Here is a 7,681-nt window from a genome sequence, read left to right as displayed (position 1 = left end):
CGCGGGCTGGCGCGACAAGAAGGCCGCCTGGATCAACGTGGCCGGCTTCGTCGCGATGGTGTTCAACCTGTTCTTCATCAACCTGGTGACCACCGGGTTGCACTCCTACGCCGGGGTGGGCTGAACTTGAGCAAGGGGCCGGGCCAGCATTCGGCGGCCGACCAGCCGTCCGGATTCCGATCACAGCAGCGCTTCAGCGACCCCGCGGAGACGGTGCCACCGGAGTGGACCGCACCGACCCCGCCACACGGCCTGCCCGTCGCGGAGATCGCCGCCGAGCAGCCGACTGCGACGCCGATAGCGGATACCGACCCGGCCGTGCCGCCGCCGCACTTCGATCTGTCGACGGTGGCGCTGCTCGGTCAACCGAAGCGCAAGCCGTCGGAGGGCTGGCGGCGCTGGCTGTACCTGGCGTCGGGCACGCTGATCAACCTCGGTGAGGGCTCCAAGGCCATCCACCGCAAGAGCCTGACCGCCCAGGTCGACCGGCCGCTGCGGGGTTGCTACCGGATCGCGTTGTTGTCGCTGAAGGGCGGGGTCGGCAAGACCACCATCACCGCGACGCTCGGTGCCACGTTCGCCTCGATCCGCGGCGACCGGGTGATCGCCGTCGACGCCAATCCGGACCGCGGCACGCTGAGCCAGAAGGTGCCGCTGGAGACGCCGTCGACGGTGCGGCACCTATTGCGCGACGCCGAGGGCATCGACAGCTACAGCGACGTCCGCAGCTACACCTCGCAGGGCCCCAGCCGTCTGGAGGTGCTGGCGTCGGAGAGCGACCCGGCGGTGTCGGAGGCGTTCAGCTCGGACGACTACGCGCGGACGCTCGAAGTGCTGGAGCGCTTCTACAGCCTGGTGCTCACCGACTGCGGCACGGGCATGTTGCACTCGGCCATGTCGGCGGTGCTGAGCAAGGCCGACGTGCTGATCGTGATCAGCTCCGGTTCGGTGGATGGGGCCCGCAGCGCCTCGGCCACGTTGGACTGGCTGGATGCCCACGGCTACCAGCAGTTGGTGCAGAACTCGATCGCGGTGATCAACGCCGTGCGTCCACGCTCGGGCAAGGTCGACATGGGCAAGGTCGAGGACCATTTCTCGCGGCGTTGCCGTGCGGTGCAGCGGGTGCCGTTCGATTCACATCTGGAGGAGGGCGCCGAGATCAGCCTCGACCGGCTCAAGCCCGAGACCCGCGACGCGCTGATCGAACTCGCGGCGATGGTGGCAAACGGATTTCCGGGGTCCCGCTAGTCCGCGTCAGCGAACGTCGGGGTCCCCGTGGCCGAGCCGACTGAGGAAGTCCGGGTCATCGTCGGGCCCGATCGTCCGGCTTTTCGGACGGTTCGCCATGACCCGCACCAGCCGCCAGGTCGTGTAGGCCAGACCCGCAAGGATGACCATGAGGAACAGATACTGCACGCAGAAAACCTCCTTGATCTGAATATACGCGCCGTGGGTAGGCTCAGGCCCGTGTCTGAGGCGGACGGCAGGAGCGAAGCGACCGGGGATTTGGGCGCGGAGGGTAGGAACGAAGCGGACCGGGGATCGGTGACTCGTCCCGGCGCGCGCATGCTGATGGACGTGGCGGCCTACGCGCTGGCCCGCCTGCTGTTGGTGGCGGTGCTGACGGCGGTGATCTTCGGCGTGGCGCATTTGGTCGGGATATCCGAATTCCCCCTCGTGGTGGCGCTGCTGTTCGCCATCGTGCTGGCTTTGCCGTTGGGCATCTGGGTGTTCGCCCCGCTTCGCCGGCGGGCCACGGCCAGCATCGCCGTGTTCGACGAACGGCGCCGCAGCGACCGTGAGCAGCTCCGCGCCCGATTGCGTGGCGAAGAGTCTGCGTCCGAATGAACGCCGCGCCGCGGCATGCGTTCGGTGCGGAGTTCGCCGGTGCCGAGGGATTCCTCAACTCGCCGACCTACGGGCTGCCGCCCACTTTCCTGGTCGACGCGCTTCACGATCACATCGCCGCGTGGCAGGCCGGCACCATGGACGTCCCCGGCTTCGACGAACCGGTCCGCCGTGGCCGCGCGGCCTATGCCGCGCTGGCCGGCGTGCCGGTGGAGTCGGTGGTGATGGGTGGCAGCGTGTCGGCCCTGCTGGGTCTGGTCGCGGCAGCGATTCCCGACGGGGCCCGGGTGGCGACGTTGTCCGGTGAATTCACCAGCACCACGTTCCCGTTCGCCGCGCAGGCAGGTCGCGGTGTCGTGCTCACCGAGCTGACGCCCGACGCCCTGGTCGCGACGGGCGGTGATTACGACGTGGTGCTCGCGAGCCTGGTGCAGTCCGCGAACGGGGTGGTGCTCGACATCGATGCGTTGCGGGCAGGGCTGGCGGGCGCCGACCCGTTGACCGTCATCGACGTGACCCAGGCGGTCGGGTGGAAGCGGCTGGATCTCGGCTGGGTCGACGTCACCGCCGCCGCGGTGTACAAATGGCTGCTCGCGCCGCGCGGCACCGCGTGGATGTCGTTGAGCGACAGGATGTCTGGCCTGATGACACCGCATGCGGCCAACTGGTATGCCGGCGAGGAGCCGTGGTCGACGATCTACGGTCTGCCGCTGCGGTTGGCTCCGGATGCGCGTCGCTTCGACACCTCGCCGGCGTGGTTCGGCGCGCTGGGGTCGGGGCTGACCCTGCCGTGGCTGGCATCGTTGGACCGCGACGCCGTCGAGTCGCACTGCATCGGTCTGGCGAATCGCCTGCGCGCCGAACTCGATCTACCGCCCAGTGATTCGGCGATCGTCTCGCTGCCGATCACGGATGCGGCGGACAAGCTGGCGCGCGCAGGCATCCGCGCATCCGTTCGTGCCGGCGCGGTGCGGGTCGGCTTTCACCTGTACAACACCGACGACGACCTCGACGGGTTGGTCGACGCGCTTAGCTGACGAACCTGGTCGGGCACTACCTCGTCAGGTCTGCCCCATGTGCCTGCCGAGTTCGGCGCGGGAGTGGATGTCGAGCGTGCGGTCGATGCGGGAGAGGTTGGCCTCCACCGTCTTTGGGCTGATGAATAGTTCGGCCGCGACGTCGCGATTGGTCATCCCCGAAGCGGCGAGCTCGGCGACCCGCAGCTCGGACGGAGTCAGCCCGGCGGTTCCGCCCACACGGACTCGTCGACCCCGCTGAACAGATCGGCCAACGAGGCATGGGCCAGTACCGACTCTGCGGCCGCTGAACGCGCCGACAACACCCGGAACCCGCGTTCCCGTGCCTGCTTGACCCCGTGCAACCACAGCGTGGTCTTGCCGATGCCCGGCTCGCCTTCCACCACCAGGGCCGAGGGCTCGATCGCCGCGGCCGTCAGGAAGTCGGCAATGGCCCGGGTGTCGCCCGGACGGCTCGCGACAGGCGCGGGCACCGTTGAAGTATCTCAAGGCTTTGCTGGTCACGCGGGGCTATGCGCATCCGGGCGATAGAACGTCAACCAACCAGCGCATTCAATTCGCTGACGACGGCGTTAGTTTGGGGATTAGGCTTCGGCGGCGGCCTGGAACGACGGGAACAGGCCACCCCACCCGGCACTGTTCGCCTCGCGGAAGGTTTGCGCGTCCGCACCGAGCCGCTCCCAACCGGTTTGGGCGATGTCCAGTCGGCTGGCTCCGTCGCCGAGGTCGACGAACACGAGCAAGACGTCTGTCGCCTGTGTGGCGTCTCTGCCGATGTGCCACGTATAGCCGAGACGACGAGGCGGATCCCACTGCGTGATTACACCCCAGTCGATCTCGGTGCCGTCGGTCAGGCGCTCGAAGATACGGCCGCCCTCGCGGGGCTCGAGGACCACGGATGCGCCGGGGTCGCCGGACGTCGAGTGCCCCTTTGGCCACCAGCCCGCGATGCGTGTCGTCCACACGTCGAACGCGTGGTCGGCTGGGCAAGACAACTCATAGCTGAGCCGCAGCGGCTCGATCACGGGTGGTCCGCCCGTCTCGGAGTCGTGTTCTCGGCCATGAGCTTGAAGCGTCCCACGGCGTCTCCCCAGACCTGGGTCAGGTAGGCCTGGACCGCAGCGACTCCCTCGTCGTGCAGTCGGTAGATGCGGCGCGTTCCATGCGGTTCCTCCACCACCAGCCCCGCTTCCTTCAGCAGCCGCAGATGGCGCGACACCGCCGGCCGGCTGATCGGGAGTGCGTCGGCCAGCTCGCCGACCGACCGCCCCCCCGCTCCGAGCATCTCCACGATGGCTCGGCGGTTCGGATCGCCAAGCGCCTCAAAGGGATCGCCGGCCTGCGCACTCGAGGTCACGTCGGGACGGCTCGCATGCGGTTGTTTCGAGCGTTGTGCTCGACCTCGGCAAGTCCCAACCGCTCCAGCACCGGCGGTATGTACGTACCGAATCGCCCCCGTAGGCCCTTCTTCAGCCCGTACCACCCGCCGACCGGGTTGGCATCAGACCGGCCCCACGCTTCGACCGACCCCTCGGGTGCGGGCTTCTGCTCGTCGGCGTTGCCCAACGGCACCCAGTCGCCGCGCTGGACCAACATCGCGTGCAAGTCGTCGATGCAACGCAGTCGGTACCGCAGCTCGGTCTTGCCCACCCGTACGACGAGTGCCGCCGGGTCGAGGTCCTCGTCCCGGTGCACTGCGAACTCCGAGCTGCCGCTCGGGGTCGTCAGAACCCAGGGATCCTCCTTGGTCCCGGTGCCACCACTCATGATCGGGGCACCGGGGTACCGGCGACGTACGCGCCGATCTTGTTGGCGTCCAAGGCAAGTGGTGGCTCAGCGCATCGGTCGGCGATGCCCTGCAGGAATGTCCGGAAAGCCGGCGTGGTGGTGAGCGGATTGCTGCCGTCCCCGGTGTCGATCGAGGCGACGTGGACGAAGCTGACGCCGTCGGCCAACCGGTACGTCTCGTAGGTCAGCCCGGCCGGCGCGGACTTGGCCAGCTCGGCGAAGACGGCTTCGACCAGTGCTTGGTTCTCCTCCGCGTGTTCCGGCTTGGTCTTGTACCGAACGACGGTCGTGCCCATGGCTCGCCCCCTTTAGTAACCTAAAGGTTACCGTAACTGAGAGGTTACCGAAGCGCAACCGGCCCTTGCCTCACCGTGCGGATTGCCGGAACGCGTGGTTCATGCGTCGCTTGAAGGAGTCGTCGAAGCGGTGGTAGCTGCTTCGCAGCGTCGCTGCGGGCCAGTCCGCGGGGATGAGCGCGGCGGGGAGCAGTGGGTCCAGTTGCAGATGGCGCACCACGGCGATGGACAGCGCGAACTGATCTGTGAGAGCGGCGATCTCGTCGTCGTCGTCGTTCCGTGCCGCGTCAAGCTCCTCGTCCATCGCGAGGATGAGGCGTCTGGCGTCGTCCGACCAACTGCCCAGAGCGAATAGGGACCTGGCGGCGTCGACGGTGATGTCGGAGTCGGCGCCGTGAAAGTGAACGCACTGCGCGTCGAGCACCGCCCGTGACGTCGGCAGGCGCTGCGGATCGAGGTTGTCCGGGCGGATCCAGACGCCCTCTCTGATCTCGGCGAGGTGCAACGCCATGGCTGCCGTCCTGAGCTCGAGACGGTCGGAGGCGGGCCGGCGTTCCAGTGACACGACCGCGAGCTCCCATGTCCCGTTCCATCGGCCCGTGTACTCGTGGTGGGCGGCGTCGTCGACGCGGTGACGTCGTTCGAGCAGGCGGCCTGCGAGTGCGTAACTCCCGTTGTCGCTGGTGAGTTCGCCGTTGGCCACCATTCGCCATAGGCAGGTGCGCGCGGCGCCCGCGCTAATTCCGAACAGTGACGCCGCGGCGATCAGCCCCGCAACCGGGAGGACGGGCTCGTCGGCGCCCAGCAGCGCGGACGCGAGGACGGAACGCGCGGTGAGTGGGCGGTTGCCGATCACATCGCGGGGACGGGCACTCATATCACAGATATCTTGACATATGACGGCTACAGCGTGATGCTCATGTGGTGAGTGCGTCAACGCAGACGTCGCTTGCGAGCGATGTCGAGATCGTTCACCGCATCCTCGCGCATATCGACGCGGGCACGACCGATGAGGGCGACGCCTGGCGCGAACCGGTCGAGGCCTATCTCGACCCCGCCCGGTTCGCCGACGAACTCAGGCTGCTCCGTTCCATGCCAAGCGTGTACGTTCCGTCCGCGGCGATCCCGAACCCGGGCGACCACGTCGAACGCGTCGCATTCGGGGTTCCGCTGTTCGCCGTCCGCGACACCGATCGTCGTGTCCGGGTGTTCCGCAACGCATGTCGGCACCGGGGAATGGCCCTCGTCGACGGCCAAGGCTGCTCCCATGCGCTGGTGTGCCGTTACCACGGCTGGACCTATCGCCTGGATGGTTCACTCGCACACGTCCCGCACGCCGAAGGATTCCCGGACCTCGACATGTCGTCGCGCGGGCTCGTCGAAGTCGCCAGCCACGAGGTCGGCGGCCTGGTCGTCGTCGATTCACTGGACACCCACGAGCCGGCAACCGACGGGCTCATCGACGGGAGTCCGTGGCGTGACAAGCTGTTGCCCGCCGAGCGCCTGTTCTACACGCAGTCAACGGTCCGGGCGATGAACTGGAAGGTACTCGTCGAGCAGTTCCTCGAGGGCTATCACATCCGCTCGACGCATCGTGACACGTTCTACCCGCTGCAGTACGACAATCTCAACGTCGTCGAGACGTTTGGGCCGAACACCCGGATCACGTTCCCGTACCGCAACATTGAGCGCCTCCGTGACCGGCCGGAGTCGACGTGGACAGTCGGCGCGCGCGTGACGTTCGTCTACCACCTGTTCCCGAACGTGATGCTGGCGACGTTCCCGGACCAGGTCCTCGCGGTCGTGGTCGACCCGATCGACATCGACCACACCACGGTTACCACCTATGGCATGGCAGGCCCGGGTGTCGTCGCAGAGAGGGGACCGACGGGAGCAGGGCGCAGTGTGCTCGCCGAGGGTGCGCTCGAAGACAACGCCATGTCAGCCGGCGTGCAACAGGGGTTGCACGCCGACGCCAACACGTTCGTGGAGTTCGGCAGGTACGAAAGCGCCATCGGGCACTTCCACGCCACGCTCGACGCTCGACTGGCCGGCTTGGCCCGCTAGCGCTGGCCCGCTACCGCGGGCACAACATGCCGTCCGGGATCAATCCAGGTGCTGGGTTCGAGATGCAGAGTGGTGCCGGTGCATTGGCCGGCTTGCGCGCCGCCTCGGCCGAGTTGTCGCTGGCCGCCTGTGACCGGATGCCCGGGGTTTTGAACTGTTGCATGTCGAGTGTGTTTGAGTGTTCGCTAGTGCGTTCTTGTTGGTGTTGCGAATTTGGCGGGTTGGGCGAAGTCGGTTGGGGTGAATCGGCATGCTGCTTATCGCTGGTTTCGGGAGGGCACGTTGCCGGTGCCCGCAGAGCGGGTGGTTCGGCTAATTCTGGTATGGACCGCCGCGGCTGCTGATTGGACCGCTGGCGTGGTGTGTGTGCGGGTGTCCTCGCATGATCAGTGCTGGGATCTGGATCGTGCGGTGGCGCGGCTGACCGGGTGGGCCACCGAGCAGGGCCTTGGGGTGGGGCAGGTGGTGTGCGAGGTTGGGTCCGTGCTGAACGGCAAACGGCCCAAGCTGGCCGGGGTGTTGATGCTCCTATCTATGTCAAGCCGCTTCGAGCCAGTTTCTGTAGGTTTCTGCGAATTCGTCGTCGCGTTGGAGTCCGCGTTCGATGCGGGAGATGACGGTGGGCCAGAGGCCGAAATGGTTGGC

Annotated in this window: 11 protein-coding genes and 3 pseudogenes; 6 read left to right on the top strand and 8 right to left on the bottom strand. The window is 67.3% G+C overall.

Features of this window, described 5'->3' with window-relative positions; genetic code table 11:
• Together QOC69_RS17650 and QOC69_RS17645 are read left to right on the top strand one after the other, a co-directional pair.
• Nucleotides 1-124 (top strand): annotated as a pseudogene (locus QOC69_RS17650) (c-type cytochrome biogenesis protein CcsB); the annotation flags it as partial.
• Complete coding sequence (locus QOC69_RS17645; RefSeq protein WP_526441855.1) at nt 121-1,248, top strand: MinD/ParA family ATP-binding protein; 1,128 nt, start codon at nt 121-123, stop codon at nt 1,246-1,248. The pseudogene QOC69_RS17650 and the gene QOC69_RS17645, both read left to right, overlap by 4 nt.
• A gap of 6 nt (nt 1,249-1,254) precedes the next feature.
• Here QOC69_RS17645 and QOC69_RS17640 read toward each other — a convergent pair whose 3' ends face one another.
• Entirely contained in the window at nt 1,255-1,416 is a 162-nt protein-coding gene (locus QOC69_RS17640; RefSeq protein WP_526441850.1) for a hypothetical protein, read from the bottom strand.
• A gap of 150 nt (nt 1,417-1,566) precedes the next feature.
• Here QOC69_RS17640 and QOC69_RS17635 point away from each other — a divergent pair, with 150 nt between their 5' ends.
• Nucleotides 1,567-1,848 (top strand): DUF4229 domain-containing protein, encoded by a 282-nt coding sequence (locus tag QOC69_RS17635; RefSeq protein ID WP_526441852.1) that lies wholly within the window; start codon nt 1,567-1,569, stop codon nt 1,846-1,848.
• Nucleotides 1,845-2,885, top strand: coding sequence for an aminotransferase class V-fold PLP-dependent enzyme (locus QOC69_RS17630; RefSeq protein ID WP_526441848.1), 1,041 nt, complete (start codon nt 1,845-1,847; stop codon nt 2,883-2,885). Before QOC69_RS17635 ends, QOC69_RS17630 begins: the two co-directional genes overlap by 4 nt.
• Before the next feature lie 24 nt (nt 2,886-2,909).
• Here the strand turns inward: QOC69_RS17630 and QOC69_RS17625 are convergent.
• From QOC69_RS17625 to QOC69_RS17595, 7 genes and pseudogenes are all read right to left on the bottom strand, one after another.
• Nucleotides 2,910-3,095 (bottom strand): annotated as a pseudogene (locus QOC69_RS17625) (helix-turn-helix domain-containing protein); the annotation flags it as partial.
• Nucleotides 3,083-3,358 (bottom strand): hypothetical protein, encoded by a 276-nt coding sequence (locus QOC69_RS17620; protein ID WP_526441846.1) that lies wholly within the window; start codon nt 3,356-3,358, stop codon nt 3,083-3,085. The gene QOC69_RS17620 and the pseudogene QOC69_RS17625, both read right to left, overlap by 13 nt.
• Before the next feature lie 111 nt (nt 3,359-3,469).
• The gene (locus QOC69_RS17615) at nt 3,470-3,910 is read right to left on the bottom strand and encodes an SRPBCC domain-containing protein (protein WP_526441844.1); all 441 of its coding nucleotides are present in this window, start codon (nt 3,908-3,910) and stop codon (nt 3,470-3,472) included.
• Entirely contained in the window at nt 3,907-4,242 is a 336-nt protein-coding gene (locus QOC69_RS17610) for an ArsR/SmtB family transcription factor (RefSeq protein ID WP_526441842.1), read from the bottom strand. Before QOC69_RS17610 ends, QOC69_RS17615 begins: the two co-directional genes overlap by 4 nt.
• The gene (locus QOC69_RS17605) at nt 4,239-4,652 is read right to left on the bottom strand and encodes a DUF6855 family protein (protein ID WP_526441840.1); all 414 of its coding nucleotides are present in this window, start codon (nt 4,650-4,652) and stop codon (nt 4,239-4,241) included. The genes QOC69_RS17610 and QOC69_RS17605 overlap by 4 nt, the downstream gene beginning before the upstream one ends.
• Nucleotides 4,649-4,969, bottom strand: a complete 321-nt coding sequence (locus QOC69_RS17600) for a hypothetical protein (RefSeq protein ID WP_526441838.1) — start codon at nt 4,967-4,969, stop codon at nt 4,649-4,651. The genes QOC69_RS17605 and QOC69_RS17600 overlap by 4 nt, the downstream gene beginning before the upstream one ends.
• A gap of 70 nt (nt 4,970-5,039) precedes the next feature.
• Nucleotides 5,040-5,846, bottom strand: a complete 807-nt coding sequence (locus QOC69_RS17595; protein WP_526441836.1) for a PaaX family transcriptional regulator C-terminal domain-containing protein — start codon at nt 5,844-5,846, stop codon at nt 5,040-5,042.
• A gap of 47 nt (nt 5,847-5,893) precedes the next feature.
• On the opposite strand from QOC69_RS17595, the gene QOC69_RS17590 reads away from it, so the two are divergent.
• Together QOC69_RS17590 and QOC69_RS17585 are read left to right on the top strand one after the other, a co-directional pair.
• The gene (locus QOC69_RS17590; RefSeq protein ID WP_526441834.1) at nt 5,894-7,036 is read left to right on the top strand and encodes an aromatic ring-hydroxylating oxygenase subunit alpha; all 1,143 of its coding nucleotides are present in this window, start codon (nt 5,894-5,896) and stop codon (nt 7,034-7,036) included.
• A 213-nt stretch (nt 7,037-7,249) separates the two neighbouring features.
• Nucleotides 7,250-7,558 (top strand): annotated as a pseudogene (locus QOC69_RS17585) (IS607 family transposase); the annotation flags it as partial.
• Between the last annotated feature and the right edge of the window lie 123 nt (nt 7,559-7,681).

Origin of the sequence: Mycobacterium sp. (genome assembly GCF_032162105.1) — a bacterium.
Lineage (GTDB): Bacteria > Actinomycetota > Actinomycetes > Mycobacteriales > Mycobacteriaceae > Mycobacterium.
The sequence above is the reverse complement of the archived record's forward strand: the minus strand, read 5'-3'. Positions and strand labels throughout refer to the sequence as shown.